Origin of the sequence: Nocardia amikacinitolerans, from assembly GCF_900215415.1 — a bacterium.
In the GTDB taxonomy this organism is placed as follows: Bacteria; Actinomycetota; Actinomycetes; order Mycobacteriales; family Mycobacteriaceae; genus Nocardia; species Nocardia amikacinitolerans.
In genome coordinates, this window is record NZ_OBEG01000005.1 from 315856 (window position 1) to 336736 (window position 20881).

Annotated in this window: 17 protein-coding genes; 15 read left to right on the plus strand and 2 right to left on the minus strand. The window is 67.5% G+C overall.

Features of this window, described 5'->3' with window-relative positions:
• Window positions 1-190 precede the first annotated feature (190 nt).
• The 11 genes from CRP45_RS33490 to CRP45_RS23125 all read left to right on the plus strand — a co-directional run bounded on the left by CRP45_RS33490 (window position 191) and on the right by CRP45_RS23125 (window position 8328).
• Window positions 191-2257, plus strand: a complete 2067-nt coding sequence (locus CRP45_RS33490; RefSeq protein ID WP_097246907.1) for a hypothetical protein — start codon at window positions 191-193, stop codon at window positions 2255-2257.
• Window positions 2254-3048 (plus strand): ESX secretion-associated protein EspG, encoded by a 795-nt coding sequence (locus CRP45_RS23080; RefSeq protein WP_097246908.1) that lies wholly within the window; start codon window positions 2254-2256, stop codon window positions 3046-3048. The genes CRP45_RS33490 and CRP45_RS23080 overlap by 4 nt, the downstream gene beginning before the upstream one ends.
• A gap of 60 nt (window positions 3049-3108) precedes the next feature.
• A complete protein-coding gene (locus CRP45_RS23085) occupies window positions 3109-3423 on the plus strand; it encodes a hypothetical protein (RefSeq protein WP_067785103.1) in 315 nt (104 codons plus the stop codon).
• Window positions 3423-3731, plus strand: coding sequence for a YbaB/EbfC family nucleoid-associated protein (locus tag CRP45_RS23090; protein WP_245910358.1), 309 nt, complete (start codon window positions 3423-3425; stop codon window positions 3729-3731). Before CRP45_RS23085 ends, CRP45_RS23090 begins: the two co-directional genes overlap by 1 nt.
• 124 nt (window positions 3732-3855) lie before the next feature.
• On the plus strand, window positions 3856-4197 hold the full coding sequence (locus CRP45_RS23095) for a type VII secretion target (RefSeq protein ID WP_067785097.1): 342 nt from the start codon (window positions 3856-3858) through the stop codon (window positions 4195-4197).
• Complete coding sequence (locus tag CRP45_RS23100; protein ID WP_097246909.1) at window positions 4197-5549, plus strand: hypothetical protein; 1353 nt, start codon at window positions 4197-4199, stop codon at window positions 5547-5549. Before CRP45_RS23095 ends, CRP45_RS23100 begins: the two co-directional genes overlap by 1 nt.
• Before the next feature lie 12 nt (window positions 5550-5561).
• Complete coding sequence (locus tag CRP45_RS23105) at window positions 5562-5858, plus strand: PE domain-containing protein (protein WP_067785091.1); 297 nt, start codon at window positions 5562-5564, stop codon at window positions 5856-5858.
• Window positions 5859-5875: 17 nt separating this feature from the next.
• On the plus strand, window positions 5876-6847 hold the full coding sequence (locus CRP45_RS23110) for a PPE domain-containing protein (RefSeq protein WP_097246911.1): 972 nt from the start codon (window positions 5876-5878) through the stop codon (window positions 6845-6847).
• Window positions 6848-6852: 5 nt separating this feature from the next.
• On the plus strand, window positions 6853-7632 hold the full coding sequence (locus tag CRP45_RS23115) for an ESX secretion-associated protein EspG (protein ID WP_308209501.1): 780 nt from the start codon (window positions 6853-6855) through the stop codon (window positions 7630-7632).
• Between the two features lie 89 nt (window positions 7633-7721).
• Window positions 7722-8021: a WXG100 family type VII secretion target gene (locus CRP45_RS23120; RefSeq protein WP_084482935.1), complete on the plus strand. Its 300-nt coding sequence runs from the start codon at window positions 7722-7724 to the stop codon at window positions 8019-8021.
• Window positions 8022-8046: 25 nt separating this feature from the next.
• Window positions 8047-8328, plus strand: coding sequence for a hypothetical protein (locus CRP45_RS23125; protein ID WP_067785084.1), 282 nt, complete (start codon window positions 8047-8049; stop codon window positions 8326-8328).
• A gap of 66 nt (window positions 8329-8394) precedes the next feature.
• Here CRP45_RS23125 and eccE read toward each other — a convergent pair whose 3' ends face one another.
• A complete protein-coding gene (gene eccE / locus CRP45_RS23130) occupies window positions 8395-10170 on the minus strand; it encodes a type VII secretion protein EccE (RefSeq protein WP_097246914.1) in 1776 nt (591 codons plus the stop codon).
• Window positions 10171-10298: 128 nt separating this feature from the next.
• On the opposite strand from eccE, the gene eccB reads away from it, so the two are divergent.
• The gene (gene eccB / locus CRP45_RS23135) at window positions 10299-11744 is read left to right on the plus strand and encodes a type VII secretion protein EccB (RefSeq protein WP_097246915.1); all 1446 of its coding nucleotides are present in this window, start codon (window positions 10299-10301) and stop codon (window positions 11742-11744) included.
• A gap of 54 nt (window positions 11745-11798) precedes the next feature.
• On the opposite strand, the gene eccA is transcribed toward eccB, so the two are convergent.
• The gene (gene eccA / locus CRP45_RS23140) at window positions 11799-13616 is read right to left on the minus strand and encodes a type VII secretion AAA-ATPase EccA (RefSeq protein ID WP_067785078.1); all 1818 of its coding nucleotides are present in this window, start codon (window positions 13614-13616) and stop codon (window positions 11799-11801) included.
• Between the two features lie 224 nt (window positions 13617-13840).
• Between eccA and eccD the strand changes: the two genes are divergently transcribed.
• Genes eccD through eccCa form a run of 3 tightly spaced genes read left to right on the plus strand, consistent with a single transcriptional unit; the run spans window position 13841 to window position 20864 of the window.
• Window positions 13841-15319: a type VII secretion integral membrane protein EccD gene (eccD, locus tag CRP45_RS23145; protein WP_097246916.1), complete on the plus strand. Its 1479-nt coding sequence runs from the start codon at window positions 13841-13843 to the stop codon at window positions 15317-15319.
• A 1-nt stretch (window position 15320) separates the two neighbouring features.
• Window positions 15321-16745 (plus strand): type VII secretion-associated serine protease mycosin, encoded by a 1425-nt coding sequence (gene mycP / locus CRP45_RS23150; RefSeq protein WP_097246918.1) that lies wholly within the window; start codon window positions 15321-15323, stop codon window positions 16743-16745.
• A gap of 3 nt (window positions 16746-16748) precedes the next feature.
• Entirely contained in the window at window positions 16749-20864 is a 4116-nt protein-coding gene (gene eccCa / locus CRP45_RS23155) for a type VII secretion protein EccCa (protein WP_097246919.1), read from the plus strand.
• Window positions 20865-20881 lie beyond the last annotated feature (17 nt).

Below are 20881 nucleotides of genomic sequence, written 5' to 3' on the forward strand. Positions count from 1 at the left end.
TTGCCCGCCACCATGTTCGGATAACAACGGGCAAGCGATAATGTGCGAACATCCGGACGCCTTGCGTCACTGGGTCTTACGGTCGTGCGGAGATGTTTCGACGGCGTTTCCGTGACAAGATGGATGCCAGACGGCACACGGACGCACGTGACGGTCCCGGAGTTTCGGAGATAGTCGAGGAGTACGAGGCATGCCACCTAGGGAAGACGACGGCGGGAGCACAGGGCCTGCGATCCCGGAGCTGCCGCTGCCCAACAACCCCTGGCCGGACATCAAGAACCGTTCTGGCGACGCGGGTTGGATCAAGTTCGATCCGCAGGCGGCGCTCGAGGTGGGGCAGGCGATCTCGGATTTGCAGTGGAAGTTCTTCTCCCTGCGGGGCAACGCCACCTCGCTTTCCTCCATGGTCGACTTGTCCACGCCCGCCATATCCTCGGGTCCGGCGCTCGCCAGGGAATTCGGTAAGCAGGGCCAGGAGATGTATCGCATCCTCGGCGCGCACCACAAGATCCTCGACGACATGCTCGATTCTGTCGTCGCGGCGGGTAAGAACATGGCCAAGGCCGAGGGCGACAACGTCGAGAGCCTCACCCGTCAGCTGGACGCGATCCATACCGATCTCCAAGAAACGCACTACGCCAATGGAAATGCGCCGGGGGCGCTGACCCAGCGCGAGGGCGATCATGGACATCGCAAAGGTTGCACGGGCCATCACGATGGTGAATGTCGTTACGGTGAAAAAGCGCCCAGCGACTACACGAGTGATTTTCATATCAAGGACAACCGGAAGCAGCCGGACATGAAGGGCTCGACGCCCATCACCACGGGTATCGGGGAAACCCAAGGTAAATCGTGGGCGACCCTTCATGCGAACCGGAACTACCTGGAGGGCGGCGTCGTCGCCGATATGGTTGCCGATGACGCCGCGAATTGGAAACATATCGGCGAGAAAATCACCGAGTGGGGTACGGCCTTCGGCAACAAGGTTGCGCAATACCTGAACCCGGCCGCGGGGGACGAGACAGTCTGGCAGGGCGAAGGCGCCGAGGCAATGAGAAAAGCCCTCGACAACTATCGGCTCTCTCTCGAGCCGCTGGCCACGACCGCCATGCAGCACAACGCGCTCCTCGAATACACCTCGCAGTTTTTGGTGGATACCCACTATTGGGCTCCGCCCTACGCGACGGAAGAGGAAGACCCCACGTACTACCTGACCGACCGGCAGCAGATGTTCGGCGAGTCCTACGTGCGGGGTGTCGAGTTCACGGCCAGGAGCATTCCGAAACTCGTATACCCGACCCAAGCGTTCGAGGGCGTCCCGCCGATCTACGACCCCCGGGACAAGAACAAAGACGGCAAGATCGACGACAAGGAAAAGATCCCGGGGGACACGAACAACGACGGCAAACTCTCCGAGGAAGAAAGGCAGGCGCTGGCGCGCCAGACCGCAGGTCCCGGTCCGGGCCCCGGCCCAGGCCCCGGTCCCGCCAACCTCAAGGCGGGCCCCGGCCCCGGTCCCGGTTTGAGCGCGGAGCAGAAGAAGGCGCAGGCGAACGCGGCGAACGAGCAGCGGAAGGCCGCGGAGTTCGCCGAGCAACAGCGCAGAGACGCGGCCCGGCGCGCGAGGGAACAAGAGGCCTACGAGCAGGCGCAGCGGGCCCAGAACGAGCGCAGGCAGGCCGAGGCCGAGCAGCGCGCCAAGGACGCGGCCGCGCAGCAAGCGGCCTACCAGAAGCAGCAGCAGACGCAAGCCGCTGCGCGGGAAGCCGCGTCGGCCGCACAGCAAGCCGCCCAGCAAGGGTTGCAGGCCGCGCAGCAAGCTGCGCAGCAAGCACTCCAGAGTGGCCAGAAGGGTGCGAGCGAGGCGCTGGCGGCGGCGCAGCAAGCCGCACAGACCGCGTTGACCAACGGCATGCCGAAGCCGGGCGACTTGGCAGCGAAACTTGGCGGCGGCCCCGGGCCTGGCCCCGGCGCCATGGCCAAGGGAATGGGTCTGACCGAAGCCGCGAAGCTGTTCCCCCGCGCGGGCGCCGCCACGGCGGTGACCGCCGCGGGAACGGGTCTCGGCGCGCTCGGCCGAGCCGGGGCGGCCCCGCAGGCGATGCCCGGTTCCCCCGGCCCCGCCGGTGCGGCCGGACAGGGCGCCGGTCAAGGCCAGCAGAACTACAAGCGCCCCGCCTACCTCGAGTCCGACTCGCATATGGACGAGCTGCTCGGTGAGGCGCCGAAGGTGGTCAGGCCGGTGGTCGAACAGTGAGTCGCACTTGGAAATTCACCGACACCGAGTTCATGGCCCTGTGGTCCCGGTCCGAGGGCACCATTCTCCCGCGTCCGTTCACCTACATCTGTGAAATGCGGACCACCGACGAATACGAACGCGCGTTGTACCTTGTTCGGGATCGGTGGCGGGGCACGGACGATCGGGTGCTCGACGAGATTTCCGAAGCTGTGTTGCAACCGGATATCGCTTTGGAAGTGCGCGGATTCGACGAGCGGGAGTACGAGCGCGCGGAAGGCTGGATCCGGATGCTCGCGGTCCGGCGTGGCGACCGCGGGTACGTGCTGAAGCAGGTGACCGGCAAGACCTTCGAGCACGCCGCCGGCTTCACCGTCACCGAATGCGAGCCGCTGGCGCTCGCCGACGCGGTGGTGGCCGAACTGCCGAAAGTCGGACCGGGAAAACAGGGCAGTATCGAATTGCCGGTGCCCAAGAGCGAAGAGATGGTCGATACGAGTAGCTCCGGCCTGTGGGACGACCCCTACGGCGGCTCCACCTCGATGTCCGGGGAACGGTTCGAAAAGACGGCCGCGGCGTCGCGCGGGGTGGTGCGCGTGAGTCAGGGTTATTCGGTGTACGGTCCGCGCGGACGGCTCACCCTCGAGCTCAAATGGCGAGATCTGCCCGATGACGGCAGATATGTGATCGCTCCGGATCTGCCGCCGGTCGCGCAGCCCGTCGACGAGAAGAAGTTCGCGATCATGATCAACAAGGAGATCGCGAAGATCGTCCAGACCATCAAGGACGAGAGACTCTCGCTCCGTAACTGATTCGGGGTATCCCGAGTGCGGGGACATACACTGAGCGGCAAGCGACGAGGGGTTGATGCGATGTCCACAGCGGCGAACATAAGTGGCACCATTTCGGTGCGGACCACCGAACAGGGCTTGCCGCTTGCCATTTCGGTGGAAGCGGACGAGCTGCGGCGGAATCCGGACGAGCTGGCGAATCAGATCATGCGGTTGTGCAAGCAGGCGGCGAACCGGGCCGGGCTGGCGCGCCGGGAGGAGTTGCAGGCGGCCGGGCTGACCAACCAAGAGCTCGCGTTGACCGGGCTGCCCAAGCCGGAGGATGTCGCGGCGCAGGAGTGGGTCGAGGAAGAAGAGTACGACGAAGAGCCGCAGAGCTGGTTGAGGGAAGTCTGATGAGTAACCCGGTGATGGACGAGATCGAGGCGCGGGCGCGGCGGGCGCTGAACCGGTTGCGCGATCTCGGCGACGAGATGGCGAAGGTGCGCGCGCGGGAGTCGTCGGAGGACGGCGCGGTCACCGTCGAGGTCGACGGCAGTGGAGCTCTGCGGGACTTGCGATTCACCAGTGCGGTGTCGCGAATGTCACCCGGCGAATTCGAGCAGGTGGTGGTTTCCACGGCCCACCGCGCGGCGGCCGAAGCCATGGCGAGGATGGGTGCCCTCATCACCGAGTTCAATGAAGAGTCCGCAGCTCAAACCTAGTGCGGCACCAAAGATTTACTTTCCCTTAAGATGTTCCACCCGAATATTTACTGCGTGACCCCTCCGGTGATCCGGTACATTTGGCCTGGACGTTCCAATCATTTTCGCGCAGAGGGTGTTTCCGATGCCTAACGGTCTTGACATCAATCCCTGGCCACATGTGGCCGCCGAACCTGACGCGATTCGGGCCTACGCGGACACGGCCGCGGCGATGGCCGCCAGCGTGGCGAGCGCCGGTTCGGTGAACCAGGCGGCCACCATGGCCGCGGCCATCCCGGTGTTCGGTTTGATCGGCCAGGACTTCCTCGCCTCCTTCGCGGTGGCGCAGGCCAACCATCTCACCTCGGTCGCCGAGCTGGCCTATGTGCACGGCATGACGGCGCTGACCTGTCAGCAGGCCGCCACCGAATACCAAGTAACGGACGGGCTCTCGGGCTCCGATATCGACGCGGTCGGTCGAGCCTGATGGCGGAGCTGGTCGATCAGTCGGTGTTGGACATGCTGCGCCAGAGCGCGGTAGGTCCGATGTTGGACCGGCCGGTGAACGATGTCCTGAAGGACATGGGCCTGCCGCAGCTGCCCGAAATCCCGCTGCTGCCACCGATTCCCGGACTGCCGCCGCTGCCGGTGATCGACCTCTCCCTGCTGGCCAAGCCGCTGACCGATCTGGCCGCCACCTTCGGCACCGGCCAATTCCCCGCTCCCACACCGGCCGTCGCGCCCGCTGCCGACGGTGACCCGGCCGCGCAGGCCGCCGCGACTGCCGCGCCCGTCGTCGATCCGACCGAGGTGCTGAATCAGGTCTCCAGCGTCGTCTCGACGGTGGTGCAGCTGGGCAGCACGGCGCTCACGATGGCGATGCAGCTGTGGCAGAGCCAGGCCGCGGCCGCCGCAGAGGAAAAGGGCAAAGAGGCGCAGAAGGACGGCGCCAAGATCGCCACCCAGGCCGCGCAGGAGTCGGCGGGTGTCGCCTCCGCCGCGACCTCGGTCTTCATCGGCGGCGCGACGATGGCGGCCATCATCGCCAAGTACATGGCGCAGCTCGCTGCCTCCGCGCCGTTCCTCTCGACCCCCGGTGGCCAGGCCTTCCTGGTCGCCGCCACCGTCGAGACGATGGCAGAGGCCACGGCGACGGTGGCGAAGACGCGCGCCGAGATGACCGTGCACAGCGCGGAGATGACGGCAACGGGCCAGAAGGTGCCGGTCACCGATGCCCCCAAGGGCATGGACCAGATGCAGATGCTGAGCATGCTGATGCAGATGATCCCCACGCTGACCAACACGGTGAAGTCCGGCGTGGAATCGGCTGTCTCGCTGCACAAGACGTTGAACCCGGCGGCCTCCACCAACCCGGCGCTGGAAAAGGACAAGGCCGAGCATGCGGCGCTGAACAAGAGCGATGCCAAGTCCGGCGGCGGCGGAATCGGCGGTCTCGGTGGTGGCGGCGGTGCAGTGGCCGCCGCGGCGCGCCAGCTCAGCCCCTGGGTCGACGGCCGCACGGCAGGCAATCTGGGCGCGGCGGGCGCCAACGGCGTCGGCAACCCGGCCTCGGCGATGCAGGCGGGCGCCAGTTCGGCGGCCCGCAGCAGCACCACGGCGGCGAGCTCGCCTGGCGGCATGATGCCGATGTCGCCGATGGCGGCCGCAGGCATGGCCCGCGGCGCGGAGGACGCCACGAACGGCTTGCGCGGCGAACTGGTGTCCGCCTCGCACGGCAACGAGGTGGTCGGCGATATCGAAGGCGCCTCGCTGCCGGTGGTCGGCGCGGCCACCGCCGATGGACTCAACGAACCGCCGGACCAGGCACTCACCCTCTGATAGGAGGACGTCATGGAATTCGATCGCGCCGGGGCTATCAAGTCCGCCACCGCGCTGGACGCCCTCGCGGACCGGCTGGAAGCCGATCTGAAGGCCAATACGCCGGCACTGGCCGTGGAAGCCGCTGGGCTGGACGAAGTTTCACAGCGTGCCGCGCAGACGCTGCGCGGTGTTGCCGCCTCCTACGACGAAGCCGCGACCGCCGGCGTTCTCGAACTACGCAAACTGGCCGCCGCGCTGCGCTCGCAGTCGCAGTCGCTCGTGGTGATGGATACCGAGAACGCCGCTGGTCTCGGGGCGTCGGCCTGACGCGAAGCGGGGGACAGATGGTCGAACCGCCGATCCCTGGTTTCACCGGCGTGGTCTGGGAGGCCAGGCCAACGGAGAAACTCGCCAAGGATCTGACTACCGGTCCCGGCACGGTGCCGATGGCCGAAGCGGCCCAGGCCTGGACTCGCCTCGGCGTGAGTTTCGGCGCCGCGGTGCCCGAATACGATCAGATCGTCAAGGCCATCGGCGAATCCTGGCGTTCGGAGACGAGCCCGGAGATCCTGGACCGGATCACCAAATTGCGGGAGTGGCTGCTGGAGGCGGCCGGTTCCGCGGCCCAGAACGCCGCCAAGACCGGCTCGCAAGCGCTGGCCTACGAGGTGGCCCGGCTGGCCATGCCGCACGTCGCCGAGATCGCCGCACTGGAAGAGGCGAAGAAGTCGGTGGAGGCGATCGGCGCCGGGCTGGGTGCGCCCCTGGTCGGCGCGGCCGCCGATATCGACGCCGAACAGGATCTGGCCAAGGTCAACGCGGCCAGGGTCATGCGCGTCTACGAAGAGGCGACCAAGCCGCTGGAGACGCCGTGGACGCAGACCACGCCACCGGTCATCGCCAACAGTGCCGCGCTGGAAGCCGAGCAGGCCGTGGCCGAGGCGCGTCCAACGGCCGTGCCCGCGACCGCCTTGCCTGCCTCGTTCGCCGCGGCGTTCGCCAAGGCAACACCGCCGCCGCGGGCGAAGGCGGCGTACACCACGCAGGCCGTGGCCGCCACCGCCGAGCCGACGCCGCTGCCCGTGGAAACGGCTCCGGTGGCGGGCGATTCGTCGTCGGCGAGCCGCATGGGCGTCCCGGCCGCGATGGCGCCCGCCGCGGCCATGCAGGACGACGACCGTACGCTGCGGGCAGGCGCGGCTTCCGCGCAGCCGGACAAGCCGTTCGAGGTCGACGCCGGATTCGCCGCTGCCCCAGCGGTGATCGGCGGCGCCGCCGAACCCGCGCCGAAGACCACGGCATCGGGGGCGGCATGACGACGATGACCAACGATGGGCTGCTCGCGGTGTCCGACCTGCTCGGTGTGCAGACCCTGCCGCTGGTGCTGGGGGTCGGACCGCAGCAGGATTCGGTCGATGCCTGGCAGGCCGCGCGCGACCAGGCGATCGCCGACCTGCGCGCTGCCGGCTTGGTCGACACCTACGACGATGTCGACGCCGACCTGACCGACGCGCTGTTCGTCCTTGCCAACCCGGATCGCGAGCTCGCGGCCCGGATCTACACCGAGTCGGGGACCCGACAGGTCTGCGTGGCGCGCAAGGGAGCTCAGCACGCGCTGGCCACCCGCACCGGCGACACCTTCGACGTGCGCACCATCTGGTGCGACGGCGGCGGCCAAGCGCTGGCCCGGCCGGTGCTCGAAGCGCTCGGCCGCGCACCGGCCGCCGACATCCCGAGCATCAGCGCCCCGGTCGACGAACTGCGCGAAAGACTCGACGAAGCAACGAGATCCAGCGATTACTCCGATATCTTCTACGCCCGCGGCGTGGCCGAACGCGATGCCATCGAGTTCGGGCTGGCCATGTCCAGCTGCCACGCGCACGCCGAGATCGTCGCCTATGCCTACGACGACGGCGTGACCACCAGAACGTCCGGAGCGGTGGCGGTGTACGACACCTCGCGTGGTCGGATCGCCGCCAGCCCCGGCGCTGCGCCGGACCTGCGGGTCTGGTCGACCTTCACCCCGGGAACCGATCACCGGATCGCCCAGGCGATCTCGGCGCTGATCGAAACCCTGCCCGGAGGAAGGTGGATGCCCTAGTCAACGCATCGGAACTCACGAACCGACCGAACTACCGCGGCCTCTGCGCAGCGGAACACAAAAATCACACCGACATGATGAGGTGAACAATGTCCGGACAGACAAGTTTTACCGAGGCCGAAGCTGCTGCGGTCGTCGATGAATACATGCAGGCCGTCGAGGGCATCAAGAAGACCATCTCGGCCGTGCAGGAAACCTTCGACGCGGCCCGCTCGGGCTGGGAGGGTGACGCCGCCGTCGCCGGCCAGAAGGCCTCCACGGCTTGGCAGGAGGAGACCACCCGCATCAACACCAAGATCGACGAGCTGAACCAGACCATCTCCGAGGGCAACACGACCCTCGGGAACGTCGATCCGGAGAACGTGGACGCCCTCACCAACCTGATCTGACACCACCGCTCGAAAGGAGAGCGCCATGAAGTACACCAAGCAGGTACACGACCAGCTGATCAGCGAAATGGACCAGTACTACACGGATCTCGACGGCTACAAGGACGCCTTCGTCGCCGCGAGGGACAAGCTGGTCTCCAGGGCTTGGGAAGAGAACGAGGCGCTGGAGTCCTTCACCGTGAAGGCCAACTCCCTGCTCGAGGAACTCAACGACACCCACACCAAGATGCAGGCCCTGCGCAACGCCATCGACGGCGCGTTCAACAACGCGTTCGCCGCTGACAAGAAGGTCTACAACTCCTTCTGATCCGGGTTCGCAACGAGAAAGCCCCGGTCACCCTCGCGGATGGCCGGGGCTTTCCGGTGTGCTCGGCTAGCGTGCGAGGGCCAAAGCCGTGTGCAGGTACTGCATTTCGTCCGGTGTCGCCACCATGTGCACGCGCGTGGTCACACCTGCCGTGCGCACCGTGACGAGGTTGGCGGTCTCCGGGTCCTCGGCGAGGGTGACGTCGGGGTCGAAGTGGTCGTCCATGGTCGCCGGGGCATTGCGGAGCAGGACGGTGGTGGCGTCGGAGTGGTGCCCCGTCGGCGGAATGCCGTCGTAGACGATCACGGTGGCGGAGCGGTGCGCGCTGGCCTGCTGCCCGGCCGCGGACCAGGCCGCGATGGTCAGGGACTGGGGCACACCCACGTCGGCGGCCATCTGCCGCCACGCGTCGTGACGGTTGGTGTGCACCACGACCGAGGCGCCGAGCGCGATGGCGCGCAGGATCATCTGCTGGGCGACCAGCAGCGATCCGATCACCTCCACCCGCCGGACCTGGTGCCCGACCAGGGGCAGCGCCACGCCTTGCCCGGAGGTGTCGGCGCCGATCAGCTGCCCGCACCCTGCGATCGGCATCGGCAGTGTGAGCAGCGAATCCGGCTTGCCCAGATAGGTTTCCGGGCTGAACTGGCGGCCGCGGCGGGCGATCGGCAGCGTGTACAGCAGGGCGCGGAACTGGCTGCCCGGCAAGGGAACCAGGCCGTCGGCTTTGACCACGGCGGGTTTGTCCCTGGTGTCGAAGCGCACCAACGCGGTCACTTCGATGCCCGCGGCACCTGGTTTGGCGGCAAGGTCGCGCGGTGACTGTGCCGCGGCGCGCTGCAGACGGATGGTGACGGTGGTCGCCAGCGTCGGCGTCGACCACACCGCGGCGAAGCCCTGCGGCCCGAGAGCTTCCGGCGCCATCCGGTAGGTGGTGTAGTGAATGCCGTCGCGTTCCACGCTGTGCGGCGTCTCGGTGAACTCCTCCAGTGGCGTGTGCCTGGTGAGCTGGTTGATCGCGGCGGTGATCTCGGCCGCCGACAGCACAACCGTGGAGATGCCTTGGGCGGCAAGTCGGTTCGCCACCCGCTGGGTCGCGATGATGGCCGTGCGCAGCGTGCCGGTGGCGCCGCCGCCGCGCCGCGCCACCGCGGGGGCATTGGCCAGCGGATCCAGCCGCAGCACCACCCACACCGTGCGGTGCGCCACCGCGGGCAGCCTGCCCAGAATCTGCTCGTAGAGCTGCGAGACGCGGCCGGGCCCCGCGGTGCGTGCTCCGGTGCTGATCACGTCGATGGAGGCCAGCTCGATGTCGAACTGGTCCAGGCAGTGCGCGATCTCGGGCAGCGGCATCATGTCGTCGGAGATCAGCGACTGCGGGCTCAGCAGCGTCACCGTGCGCGGATGCGCCTCCACCCGCAGCATGACGAGCAATCGCGAGCCGTCCCAGCGCATTCCATAGGTGCCGCCCTCGGGGAGCGGTACGTCGAACGGCGCCTGATCGACAGTTGCCGAACGATTGCGAAACGCGCGCCAACGGAAGGTGATTTCCTCGTCCAGCCAGGCCGCCGGCGACTTGCGGCGCGGCAGTGGTGTCAGCCCGAGCACGAGCACACCGGCACATACGCCGGCCACGACCCACACCGAGGCATCGAAGATCACCGCGACCAGCGAGGCGGCGACCGCGACGAGCGCCACCGGAATCACCCAGCGCAGCGGCAGAATTCGGAACAGCCAGAAGTACGAGGAGTGCAGGGGAGTCGGGGCAGATTCAGCCGACGGGGCAGGGGAACTCCGCGGCGCGGTGTCGCGATTTCCGCCGTCGGTTGTGGTGGAACCCATGCGGACATAATGGACCGAACTCGTTCGGCTTCGCTACCGGGAAGGCAGCAGGCGGTGTTGATGGGTACTGTAAGCGTGCCGGGTGAAATGCCCGGTCCGTTGTACCCGGGTCAGTTCGGAGGCGTTTCGTGCCCGCACAGTTGACTACCAAGGCACAAGTCAACGGTTACCGATTTCTGCTGAAAAGGTACGAGCACGCGCTGATTCGGCGCGATGTCCGGATGCTGCACGATCCGATGCGCTCGCAGTTCCGCTCGCTGGTGGTCGGCGCTGTGCTCGGCATCCTGGTGGTCGCAGGCGCCGCGATCCTGGCGTTCCTGCGCCCGGTGGGCTCGATCGGCGACGCGACCATCGTGATGGGCAAGGAGACGGGCGCGCTCTACGTGATCGTGGACGGCACGCTGCATCCGGCGCTGAACCTGGCTTCCGCCCGGCTGATCACGGCGAGCAACGAAAAACCCACCTCCGTCAAGGAATCCAAGCTGACGATGCCGCGCGGCCCGATGGTGGGCATACCCGGCGTTCCGGCCACCCTGCCCGGCGCGGCCTCGCCGGACTCCATCTGGAGCCTGTGCGATGCGGTGGAACTGTCCGCTGCGGGCAGCGCCGCGCGCTCCCCCGGAGCCCAGTCCACGGTCATCGCGGGCGCGCTCGACTCGAGCGAGCCGAACACCGCGCGGCCGCTGCGCGACGACGAGGCGCTGCTGGTGACCCGCGGCGGCAAGACGTTCCTGATGTTCGACGGCAAGCGCGCCGAAGTGGATCCGAACGATTCGGTGATCTCGCGCTCGCTCGGCCTGCGGGAGTACAACCCGCGTCCGGTCAGCGCGGGCATGCTCAATTCCGCCACCCAGGTCCCCGCGATCGTCCCACCGAAGATCGATCGGCTCGGCGAACCCGGCCCAGGTCGCTTGCAGGGCGTGCCGATCGGCGGCGTGATCCGCGTGCAGCGGGTCGACTCCGAAGAGCTGTACGTGGTGCTCGCCGACGGCGTGCAGCGGCTGACGCCGTTCGCCGCCGAGGTGATCCGCAACGCGAACTCCCAGGAGATGAACGAGATCATCTCGGTGCCGCCGGACCGGGTGGTCGGCGTGCCAGTGGTGAGCCCGCTGCCGGTGGACAAGTTTCCCGGGCCGGTCCCGACCATCCTCACTCCCGAGGAGAACAAGGTCAGCTGCATGCAGTGGGCCAAGAAGGCCTCCGATCCGGTCGCCACGATCACGCTGTTGGCCGGACGTGAACTGCCGCTGCCGAAGTCGGCCAAGGTGGTGGATCTGGCGACCGGCGACGGCACCGGCGACCGCATCGACCATGCCTACATCCCGCCGAACTCGGGGGAGTACCTCCAGGTGACCGGCATGTCGCCGGACAGCGTCCGCATGGGCAGCTTGTTCTACATCTCCGACAACGGGATTCGCTACGGCATCCCGGATCAGGAGACGGCCACCCTGCTCGGCCTCGCCGACAAGCCGCGGCCCGCGCCCTGGCCGATCATCGGCCAGCTGGTGCCGGGGCCGACGCTCTCGCGCGAGGAAGCGCTCGTCAGCTACGACATCCTGCCGACAACCAACTGACCTGCCCCGCACAGCGGTACGGCCGATTCGCGGCCGTACCGCTGTGTCCGGATGTCAGCGCAGCGTGGCCAGCACGTTGTCCAGCGCGTTACGCATATCGTCCGCCTCGATCCGCATCAGCACCGATTCGTCCACCGCGCTCAGATCCAGGTTGATGTCGTTGGCCAGCCGGAACTCGCGCTCCTCCTCGGCCGCCTCGATCACATTGCGGATGAACCGGCCGTTACCGGCCATGTCGATGCCGCGCCGGATCTCACCGCTCTGATCCGTCGCTTCCTTGCGGTAGAGGTCACCGCAGGCGGCGACCAGCAGCGCCTGTGCGTCGTCGGACAGTTCCGAATCCCGTTTCCGCGCAATGAAACGACCGATCTCGCCGAGCTCCTCCGGCGAGTAGGAATCGAACTTCACCCGCTTGGCGAAGCGGGACGCCAGACCGTCGTTGGAGGCCAGGAAACGGTCGATCTCGCCGTCGTATCCGGCGATGATCACCACCAGGCGATCACGGTCGTTCTCCATTCGCGCGAGCAGTGTGTCGACGGCTTCGCGACCGAATGCGTCACCCCCGGACAGGCCGGTTTGAATCAGCGTGTAGGCCTCGTCGATGAACAGCACGCCGTCCATCGCGCTATCGATCAACTTGTTGGTCTTGATCGCAGTACTGCCCAAATGCTGGCCGACGAAATCGGAACGTTTGGCTTCGATCAACTTGTCGGTCTTGAGAATTCCTAAGCCACAGTAAATTTTTGCCACCACGCGGGCAACGGTGGTCTTACCGGTACCCGGCGGTCCGGTGAATGCCAGATGTTGGCCACGGGATCCGCTCGCCATTCCTTTTTCGGCACGGATCCGCGCTAGCTGAGCGGTTGCCTGCAACTTCGCTACCTGCATTTTGACGCCGGCCAGACCGATCTGCTCGTCGAGTTCGGCGCGCGCCTTCTCCAGGATCAGCTTGGCCTTGTCGTCGCGCTCCTCTTGGCCCATCTGTTCCAGCGTCGGCGCCGAGGCCGGATCCCACTTGTTGGTGCGCGCGTCGATGACCTCCTTGGTGGTCACCGTGATCCGGTACTTGCGGTCGCGCATGGCCATGGTGTTGGCTTCGAAGCCCGGTGCCTCGGAGAACACCTTCTCGAACAGCGCCTGCGCCTTCTCCTCCTCGCCGGTCTCGCGCAGCGCGAGACCGCGACAGAAGCGGGCGGTGGTGGCCGCGGCCGGAATCGGGCCCTGCTCAGCCGCTTCCATGCGGCGGATGGCCTCGCCGAACAAACCCAGCTGGGCACAGGCGGTGCCGACCATGACGTGGGCGCCCGCGGCCAGGTAGGGATCGTCCCATTCCGCCGAACCGGCCAGCACGGTCATCACATCGGGCCAGCGCTGCGTGGTGAAGTGCAGCACGCCGCGGACGTAGGCGCAGATCCGGTCGTCGATCTCGCGATCCGCCGAGGAGACCTGCGCGGAGCGGTGTTTGGCCAGTTCGTCGAGGACCTTCTCGGCTTCGTCGTAGTCGCCATCGGCGATCAGTTGCGCGGCCTGCGCCAGCCAGATCTCGGTATAGCTGGCCAGCGGGTAATCGATGTACTGCCCCACGGTGAAGCGGCCGGCGAGCACCCGCGGTTGCAGGCCGAGCCTGCGCTGCTCGCGAAACAGCGTCGAGGTGCTGGTCTTGAAGAGGTTGAAGATCACCTCGCGGGTGTGCTCACCCGCGGCCGCGCGCCCGAGCCACGCGTCGCACATACCGGGATCCCATTCGGTGGCGCGCTGGAAGGCCAGCCGAGCGTATTCCAGATCGCGGGCAGATTCCTGTCCGTCGATCACAATGCCCAAGGACAAGACACCAGCGTCGAATGCGCGTTGTGCCTGGCGGTTGCCGGTCATGTGGGTTTGCCCCTAAAAACGAACGGATGTGCTGTTCTGCGTCAAGCATAGCCACCGGGGGGATGGAAAGCCGACGGAGTCGGCGGGGCGGGAAGAGCACTGGGGGATGGCTAGCAGACGGAGTCGGCGGGGTGGGAAGGGCACTGCGAGGGAGGGACTTCTCCGTTAAGTTGAGTACGTTGCACGGCGTTGAAGTGTGTTCTAGGTAAGGAGTCATCCGAGCTGTGACCGATCCGTCTAGCAGCTCTGTGGCTGCCGTTGATCCGGAGTTGTGCCGAGTCTCGGTGATCGGCGGCAATACCCAGCTGGACTTGGGTTTGCCTGCCACAGTTCCGATCGCGGCGTTCATCACCGATGTGGTGGAGCTGATCGAATCGCGCAACCCCGATCTCACCGAGCACGAGGACGGGGCACCGCTGCAAACGCAGCATTGGACGCTGGCCAGGATCGGCCGCGACCCCATCCCGGCAAACCAATCGCTCACCGAGGCCGAGGTTTTCGACGGTGAGTTGCTGGTATTGCGCTCGGTGACCGCGAAGGAGCCGCCTGCGCTCTTCGACGACGTGATCGACGCCGTCGCCAAGCTGACCGCGACCTCGTTCCGGCACTGGTCGCCGCTGTCGGCGCGCTGGCTCGGTCTGTCCATGGGTCTGATCGCGGTGCTGGCCGGGATCTACCTGCTCGCGGTGGCCAAGCTCGACGGTGTCGGTGCCGCAGTGGGTTTCATCGGCCTCGGCACCGGACTGATCGCCGGTGGCGCGGCCGTGCTCGTCGCCCGCAGGTATCAGGCCGAAGCGTCCTTGCCCGCGATCATGCTGTCGCTGTACGCGCTGCTGCTGATCTTCGCCGGCACCGCGCTGTTCGTGCCCAACGCGTTCGGCAGTCCGCATGCGATGTTCGCCTGCGTCGCGACGCTGACCGTCGCCGCGGTCCTCTACAGCCTGGCCAGGGTCGGGGCGACCATGTTCACCACGGTCATCACCCTCGCGCTGTTCGGCGGCGTTGCCGCGATGGTGCGGATGATCTGGGACCCCGCGCTGGCCAAGATCGCCGCGGGCGTGCTTGTCGGTGCGCTCATCGTGATCACCCTGGTGCCGCGCCTGGCCGTGGCGGCCGCACGGCTGCCGGTGCCGCCGGTGCCGACCGCGGGCGCCGCCATCGACCCCGCCGACCATGAACCCCGTCCCACCGTCAAGGACATCGGCGCCATCGGCGCCACCGCGCTACCCTCGGCCGCCGGCCTCGAGCATCGAGCCCGCGCGGCCAACGAATACCAGACCGGCATGATCATCGGCTGCACCGTCGCCGCCGTGATCGGCGTGGTACTTGCCGCGGATCCGCTCGGCGCGGCCCGCTGGCAGGGCATCACCCTCGGCGTGGTGGTCTCGATCATCCTGTGCCTGCGCGGGCGCGCCTTCGCCGACCTGGTGCAGGCGTGCACGCTGATCGCCGGTGGCACGCTCGCGTTGATCGCGCTCGGCATCGGTGCCGCGCTCGGCGAGGAGAACTGGCTGCTGCCGATCGCGGGCATGCTGCTCGTCGTCGCGACGGCCGCGGTGGCCTTCGGTGTGATCGGGCCGCACACCGAGATGTCGCCTCCGATGCGCCGCACCGGTGAGATCTTCGAATACCTCTTGATCTGCACCATCATTCCGCTGGTGCTGTGGATCATGGACATCTACTCGGCCGCACGGAACATCTGACATGGCACCGCTCCTACGGCGGCTGCTGCGGGCGGTGACGGTGCTGGCGGTGCTCGCGCTCGCCACCGGAACACCCACGCCCGCACTGGGAATCGCGCCGCCCCAGATCGACGACGGCGCGCTCGGCGCCGTGCTCGGCCTGGCCGCCAGCGCTCGGCCACCGGACGAGACCGAACAGGCCAAGGTCTGCGCCGAACCAACCCTCCAGGGCGGAGTGCCCCGCGATCCCCCACTGGCGCAGCGGATTCTCGATTTGGCCGAGGCGTGGCAGTTCAGCCGCGGCGCTGGTCAGAAGGTCGCAGTCATCGATACCGGAGTGAACCGGCACTGGCGCCTGCCCGCGCTCCAAGCGGGCGGCGACTACGTCTCCACCACCGACGGCACCGTCGACTGCGACGGTCACGGCACCTTCGTGGCCGGGATCATCGCCGCTCAGCCCAGCCTGGAGGACGGATTCTCCGGTGTCGCACCGGAAGCCGAGATCCTGACCATCCGCCAGCTCAGCTCGGCCTACGAGGCCAAGGACCGCAATCGCCGTGAGGAGCCCGGCGTCATCACGCGCGAAGGCTACGGCACGGTCAACACCCTGGCCGCCGGTATCGTCCGCGCGGTCGACATGGGCGCCACGGTGATCAACGTCTCCGAGGTGGCGTGCATGGCCGCGGGCACCGCCGCCGCCGACGGCGCTTTGGGCGCCGCCGTCAAATACGCCTACGACCGCAATGTTGTGGTGGTCACCGCGGCGGGAAACACCATGCAGGGCACCGCCTGTGAGAAGCAGAACGAGCGCTCGGGCTGGTCGGCGGTGGGCACCGTCGTCACCCCCGCCTGGTTCACGCCCTATGTGCTGTCGGTCGCCTCGGTGGATCCCACGGGCGCGGTCTCGCCGTTCTCGCTGCACGGCCCGTGGGTCGGCGTCGCAGCGCCGGGGCGCGAGATCGTCTCGCTGGACAGCAAGCCGGGTGGCGCGGGCCTGGTCAATGCCACTCAGACCGACGAGGGCTACTCCACCATCGACGGCACCAGCTTCTCCAGCGCCTACGTCTCCGGACTGGCCGCGCTGGTCCGGTCGCGCTTCCCGGAGCTGACCGCAGCCGAGGTCATCGATCGGATCAAGCTGACCGCGCAGGCACCGGACAACGGACGCAACGACAAGGTCGGGCACGGCCTGATCGATCCGCTGGCCGCGCTCACCGCGCAACTGCCGCAGAAGCCGGTCACCGTCGGCTCCGATATACCGCGCAAGATCGCCGGGCCGTCCCCGCCGCCCTACGTCGACCCGGCCCCGCGCCTGGTCGCCACGATCGGCTCGATCACGCTGCTCGCGCTGCTCGGGCTCGGCTATGCCGCCTCGATCCCGTTCCGGCGGGGTGAGCAGGTGAGTGTGGATCCGGGCGCGGAGCAACAAACCCGAGAGGGGTTGTAGGACATGGCAACCGAAGGTTTCGTGCGCCGCCCGCGGATTGCGCCGCCGCGTCCGCCGGGTGGTGAGGTCGCGTTGTCCGCGCCACCGGAACTCGATCGTCCCGTCGTCGGCAATCTGCTGATGAAGCTGATGCCGGTGGTGATGGTGGTCGCCGTGGTCGGCATGATCGCGATGATGGTCATGCTCGGCCGCAACCTGCTGGCAAACCCGTTCATGATGATGTTCCCGATCATGATGCTGATGTCGATGTTCGGCATGATGGCGGGCATGCGCGGCGGCGGCGGGCCGAAGAAGGCCGCCGAGCTCAACGAGGAACGCAAGGACTACTTCCGCTACCTCGATCAGGTCCGCAAGGATGTGCGCAAAACGGGCATCCAGCAGCTGGCGGCGCTGCGGTGGAGTCACCCCGAGCCCAGCGACCTGCAATCGGTGGTCGGCAGCCGCCGGATGTGGGAACGCCGTCCCAACGACCCGGATTTCGGGCACGTGCGGGTCGGCGTTGGCAGCCACCGCCTCGCCACCAAGCTGGCCAGGCCCGAGACCGGTCCGCTGGAAGACCTGGAACCGGTGTCCACCGTCGCCTTGCGCCGATTCGTGCGCACCCACTCGGTGGTGCACGGCCTGCCCACCGCCATCTCGCTGCGTGCGTTTCCCGCCATCAATATCGAAGGCGACCGCGAGGCCGCGCTCACGCTGGTGCGCTCGATGTTGATGGAGTTCACCACCTTCCACGGCCCCGACCACACCGCGGTCGCCATCATCTGTGCCGACCCGGACGGCCCTGCTTGGTCCTGGGCGAAATGGCTACCGCACCTGCAACATCCGGTGGACCGCGACGGCATGGGCTCGGCCAGGATGATGTACCGCTCGCTGGCCGAACTGGAGACCTCCATGACCGCCGAGCTGGTCGAGCGCAGTCGCTTCATGCGCAACGCGCAGCCGACCGCGGGCCGGATCCACCTGCTGGTGATCATCGACGACGGCTACGTCAGCGGTTCCGAACGTGTCGTCAGCGACGCGGGCCTCGACTCGGTGACCGTGCTCGACCTGACGGCACCGCAGAGCGGTCTCGCGGTGCGCCGCGGCCTGCAACTGGTCGTCACCGACGACGGCATGGTGGCCGCGAAATCCGCTGCGGGCGTGGAGAAGTTCGCCACCGCGGACCAGGTGACCCGCGCCGAGGCGACCGCGCTCGCCCGTGATCTGGCGCGCTACCGCATCGCGACCGCCGCCCAGATGGTGAGCCTGGGTGACGAGACCAGGGCCGATCCCGGCCTGATGGCGCTGCTGAAGATTCCCGACGCCGCCCAGATCGATCCCGCGGTGGTGTGGCGCCCGCGCAGCGACCGGGAACGCCTGCGGGTGCCGATCGGTGTCACCCCGGACGGTACGCCGGTCGAGATCGACATCAAGGAGTCCGCCGAGAACGGCATGGGCCCGCACGGATTGTGCATCGGCGCGACGGGTTCGGGTAAGTCGGAGTTCCTGCGCACGCTGGTGCTTTCCATGGTGACCACGCACTCGCCCGATCTGCTGAACCTGGTCCTCGTCGACTTCAAGGGCGGCGCGACCTTCCTCGGCCTGGACTCGCTGCCGCACGTCTCCGCGGTCATCACCAACCTCGAGGAGGAACTCGCCCTCGTCGACCGTATGAAGGACGCCCTCTCCGGCGAGATGACCCGCCGCCAGGAGCTGCTGCGCGCGGCGGGCAACTTCGCCAATGTCACCGAATACGAGAAGGCTCGCGCCGCGGGCGCCGACCTGGATCCGCTGCCCGCGCTGTTCGTGGTGGTCGACGAGTTCTCCGAACTGCTCTCGCAGAAACCGGATTTCGCCGATCTGTTCGTGATGATCGGCCGCCTCGGCCGCTCGCTGCGCGTGCATCTGCTGCTGGCTTCCCAGCGCCTCGAGGAGAACAAGCTGCGCGGTCTGGACTCGCATCTGTCCTACCGGATCGGCCTGCGTACCTTCTCCGCCAACGAGTCTCGGGCGGTGCTCGGCATCACCGATGCCTACCATCTGCCCAGCGTGCCGGGCTCCGGCTACCTCAAGAGCGACGCCGACGATCCGCTGCGCTTCAACGCCAGTTACGTGTCAGGGCCGTATGTTTCGCCGCGCGGTACCAGGAAGGTCGACGGCAAGACCGTCGGCGGCCAGTCGCCCGCGGTGTTCACCGCGGCGCCGGTGCCGATGCCGGAGATCGTCGAGCCCGAGCGGACAGCCGCGCCGAGTGGCAGACCCGAGCTGCCGCCGCCGCCCGGACGGCTCGAGCTGCCCGAATTGCCGCCGCCGCCAGGGCAACTCGTGGACGACGAGGACGAGGAGCAGGGTCCGGTGCCGGTTGCCGAGGCCGTTCCCGCGACGCTGCTGAGCACCGTCGTCGATCGCCTGCGCGGCCACGGCCGCCCGGCACACGAGGTGTGGCTGCCGCCGCTGGACGAGTCGCCCTCGGTCGATATGTTGCTGCCCGACCCGGACTGGCGCTCGCCGGTCAACCGGCACGGTCAGCTGTGGTTGCCGCTCGGCGTCATCGACAAGCCCTACGAGCAGCGCCGCGACGTGCTGATCGTGGATCTGTCCGCGGCGCAAGGCAATGTCGCGGTCGTCGGTGGTCCGCAGTCGGGTAAGTCGACCACCCTGCGCACCATCATCATGGCCGCGGCCGCCACGCACACACCCGAGCAGGTGCAGTTCTACTGTCTCGACTTCGGTGGTGGCACGCTGTCCGGTCTGGCGGGGATACCGCATGTCGGTTCCGTCGCGGGTCGCATGGAAGTCGATCGGATCCGCCGCACCATCGCGGAGGTGACCGGCATCCTGCGCCGCCGTGAGGAGCTGTTCCGCGAGCTGGGTATCGACTCCATCGTCGAATTCCGCAGGCGCAAAGCGCTGCTTGCGGAGAAGTCGCCCGCCGAGCGGCAAGCCGACCCGCTCGCGCAGGATCCGCACGGTGACGTCTTTCTGGTCATCGACGGCTGGCCGACCATCCGCGCCGATTACGACACGCTGGAACCGCAGCTCAATGCCATCGCGGCACAGGGTCTTTCGTATGGCGTCCACCTGATCGTCTCCGCCACCCGGTGGCCGGAGATCCGCTCGCAGATCAAGGACCTCATCGGTACCCGCATCGAGCTCCGCCTCGGTGACCCGTCCGACTCCGAGATGGACCGGCGTACCGCGGTGCTCGTGCCCACCGGGCGTCCTGGCCGTGGTCTCACCGCGCAGAAGCTGCACATGCTCGTCGCGTTGCCGCGCTTGGACTCCGACTCCGATCCACGCACCCTTTCCGAGGGAATCACCATCGCCAAGCAGCAGCTCAACGAGCTCTACCCCGGCCGCAACGCGCCCGAGGTCCGGATGCTGCCGATGGAGGTCTCGCGCGAGGCCGTGGTCGCGGAGGCGGCGCGGCAGGGCATCCAGCAGAGCAAGACGCTGGCCGTCATCGGCGTCGGCGAGACCGACCTGCAACCGATCGCCATGGATTTCGCGGTGCAGCCGCACTTCTACAGCTTCTGCGATGTGGAGTGCGGCAAGACCACGCTGTTGCGCAATATCGTCGCGGGCGTCACCGAGAACTCCACCGCCGAGGAAGCCCGCGTCATCCTGATCGACTACCGGCGCACCATGCTCGGCGTGCTGGAAGGCGCGCAGCTGGCCGGATACTCGACCTCCGCGCAGACGTCCTTCGGGATGATCAAGGAAGTCGCGAACTACCTCCAGAAGCGAATCCCCGGCAATGACATCACGCCACAGCAGTTGCGCGAACGCAGCTGGTGGACCGGGCCCGAGATCTATGTCGTCGTCGACGATTACGAGATGGTGGTCTCCGGTGGGCGCAACCCGCTCGAGCCGCTGATCGAGTTCCTGCCGCAGGCACGCGACCTCGGTCTGCACGTGGTGCTCAGCCGCCGTGCGGGCGGCGCAAGCCGGGCCATGTTCGACAAGGTGCTCGGCACGCTCAAGGACATGGGTGTGGACGCGCTGCTGATGAGCGCGCCCAAGGACGAGGGCAAGATCATCGGCGACATCCGCGCCGCCAAGCTGCCGCCCGGTCGTGGCACGCTGGTTACCCGCAGCGGCAACGAGATGATCCAGGTGGCGTACCTGCCGCCGCTGTGAGGCGTCTTCGTCCGGCG

What these genes read in the sequence shown, in the direction of transcription:
- CRP45_RS33490 (WP_097246907.1), top strand. Translation starts at nt 191, where the DNA reads ATGCCACCTAGGGAAGACGACGGCGGGAGCACAGGGCCTGCGATCCCG.
- CRP45_RS23085 (WP_067785103.1), top strand. Translation starts at nt 3,109, where the DNA reads ATGTCCACAGCGGCGAACATAAGTGGCACCATTTCGGTGCGGACCACC.
- CRP45_RS23090 (WP_245910358.1), top strand. Translation starts at nt 3,423, where the DNA reads ATGAGTAACCCGGTGATGGACGAGATCGAGGCGCGGGCGCGGCGGGCG.
- CRP45_RS23095 (WP_067785097.1), top strand. Translation starts at nt 3,856, where the DNA reads ATGCCTAACGGTCTTGACATCAATCCCTGGCCACATGTGGCCGCCGAA.
- CRP45_RS23100 (WP_097246909.1), top strand. Translation starts at nt 4,197, where the DNA reads ATGGCGGAGCTGGTCGATCAGTCGGTGTTGGACATGCTGCGCCAGAGC.
- CRP45_RS23105 (WP_067785091.1), top strand. Translation starts at nt 5,562, where the DNA reads ATGGAATTCGATCGCGCCGGGGCTATCAAGTCCGCCACCGCGCTGGAC.
- CRP45_RS23110 (WP_097246911.1), top strand. Translation starts at nt 5,876, where the DNA reads ATGGTCGAACCGCCGATCCCTGGTTTCACCGGCGTGGTCTGGGAGGCC.
- CRP45_RS23115 (WP_308209501.1), top strand. Translation starts at nt 6,853, where the DNA reads ATGACCAACGATGGGCTGCTCGCGGTGTCCGACCTGCTCGGTGTGCAG.
- CRP45_RS23120 (WP_084482935.1), top strand. Translation starts at nt 7,722, where the DNA reads ATGTCCGGACAGACAAGTTTTACCGAGGCCGAAGCTGCTGCGGTCGTC.
- CRP45_RS23125 (WP_067785084.1), top strand. Translation starts at nt 8,047, where the DNA reads ATGAAGTACACCAAGCAGGTACACGACCAGCTGATCAGCGAAATGGAC.
- eccE (WP_097246914.1), bottom strand. Translation starts at nt 10,170, where the DNA reads ATGGGTTCCACCACAACCGACGGCGGAAATCGCGACACCGCGCCGCGG.
- eccA (WP_067785078.1), bottom strand. Translation starts at nt 13,616, where the DNA reads ATGACCGGCAACCGCCAGGCACAACGCGCATTCGACGCTGGTGTCTTG.
- mycP (WP_097246918.1), top strand. Translation starts at nt 15,321, where the DNA reads ATGGCACCGCTCCTACGGCGGCTGCTGCGGGCGGTGACGGTGCTGGCG.
- eccCa (WP_097246919.1), top strand. Translation starts at nt 16,749, where the DNA reads ATGGCAACCGAAGGTTTCGTGCGCCGCCCGCGGATTGCGCCGCCGCGT.